The sequence below is a fragment of the Thermodesulfobium sp. 4217-1 genome, from assembly GCF_039822205.1.
In the GTDB taxonomy this organism is placed as follows: Bacteria; Thermodesulfobiota; Thermodesulfobiia; order Thermodesulfobiales; family Thermodesulfobiaceae; genus Thermodesulfobium.
In genome coordinates, this window is sequence record NZ_JBAGBW010000053.1 from 1 (window position 1) to 1,891 (window position 1,891).

The window sequence follows — 1,891 nt, forward strand, 5'->3', positions numbered from 1 at the left end:
AATCGAGTAGGAGGGGGTAATTAGCCCCCGTCCTCTCACACCACCATACGTACCGTTCGGTATACGGCGGTTCACCAAGCTCTACGAATTCCCTGATATCTCATTGCTAAACTCATGAGTCCTTGACCCTGCCAATAAGCGTTGTTGAGTACTGTGTTTAATACCCACGCCATACGCCAGTATCCCTTTCGGGCATTGGCAAGTTTATGGACTGCCCATTCAGGAAGTTTCAGATTCCTCAATTCCCTATATCTTGTCCTAACTCTCTTCCATTGTTTCCACAGACACATGCGTAGTCTTCTTCTTATCCATCCATCGAGTTCTTCAAGTTTGCTGGGTGTTTCTGATAGTGCGAAGTATCCTATCCATCCGCCAAGGTATGTGTTTAGTCTTTTGATTTTCTGTGTTATTCCGTGTCCGTTGCTTCTTGAGGTTATCTCTCGGATTTTATTCTTGACTTTGTCTATGCTCTGTGGTGCTATTCTTATTTTGGTTATTCCATCTTTGGCGATATACATACTGAAGCCGAGGAATTTTCTCTTCCAGGGTCTGTCCACTGCGCTCTTTTGCTCATTTACTTTGAGTTTTAGTTTATTCTTCAGGAAAGCTGTTATGTTTTCCATTACCCGTTGCCCCGCTCTTTTGCTTTTGATGTAGATGTTACAGTCGTCTGCATATCTTACAAATTTGTGTACTCTTTTCTCTAGTTCTTTGTCTAAGTCGTCAAGGATTATGTTTGCAAGAAGTGGACTTAAAGGTCCGCCTTGAGGTGTTCCTTCATCGGTAGTCATGACTACTCCATTTATCATTACTCCTGCCGCAAGATAGCTGCGTATAAGCTTTAATATGCGTTTGTCTTTTATCTTGCGAGCTACTCTGGCCATGAGTATGTCATGGTTTACTCTATCGAAGAATTTCTCAAGGTCCATGTCCACTATCCACTGGTATCCCTCTTGAACATATTGGCGTGCTTTTCTTACTGCGTCATGGGCTCTTCGTTTGGGTCTGAATCCATAACTTGCATCTGAGAATTCAGGGTCAAAGATGGGTGTTAGCACTTGCAACAGAGCCTGCTGGATTAGGCGGTCTGTGACGGTGGGAATTCCTAACATTCTCACTCCCCCGCTGGGTTTCGGGATTTCGACCCTGCGCACTGGTTGAGGTTGATAGGTTCCTGTAAGAAGTTGTTCTTTTATCTGAGGCCAGTTCTTTTGTAGATATGGCAGGAGGGATTCTACCGGCATACTGTCTACGCCTGGCGCTCCTTTGTTTTCTTCTACTCGTCGCAGCGCTTTTGTCATGTTTTCTCTTGATACTACCTCTTCCATCAGGTGGATATCACGGTCATTCGGGAATATCTTCTCGGGTTGTGCCGGATACATACTCGGCCCTCCCTGGGACCCTTGCGGCTTCACCGCTTCTTTCCCATGGTAGGCCCCTTGCGGGGTTTTCTGCTGTCTTTGTATGTTTCTCGAACTTGCCAAGTTTTATCCCTCGCTTTGTGTTCGACCCTTCGTTGGCATGACGTCTGTGCCGACTACTATGGCCTCTGCTGACTTCTGACGGTTCAGCCGGGTCTTTCGGCCCAGGTTGTTAGTTTCCCTAACGTTTCCATCAGACCTCCCCGGGTAAGAACAATAGCCTTTGCCCCGTATACCTGCCGCATTTACTAAACAGTTCCTTGGCAGCGTTGGATTTCGTTTTGTTTAGCAAACTCATCCGAACTGTACAGCCTTATATGCGGTTCGTGTTCCTCAGGCCGTGGCTTTGCCTACAGCTTCCTTCAGATTCTACCTCACGGTAGACACCCTTGCTGTTTAGCTAATGGTCGCCGCTGCCAGCCCCATAGCAGACTTTCACTGCCGAGCTATTACTCATGCCGGGCGCACTA

General features: G+C 46.9%; 1 protein-coding gene. It reads right to left on the reverse strand.

All coding sequences use genetic code 11. The annotated features are described in order from the left end of the window. Positions 1 to 71 precede the first annotated feature (71 nt). A complete protein-coding gene (gene ltrA, locus V4762_RS09915; RefSeq protein ID WP_458646960.1) occupies positions 72 to 1,328 on the reverse strand; it encodes a group II intron reverse transcriptase/maturase in 1,257 nt (418 codons plus the stop codon). Positions 1,329 to 1,891 lie beyond the last annotated feature (563 nt).

Excerpts from the sequence above, each read along its gene's own strand:
- ltrA (WP_458646960.1), bottom strand. The coding sequence starts at position 1,328 with ATGGAAGAGGTAGTATCAAGAGAAAACATGACAAAAGCGCTGCGACGA.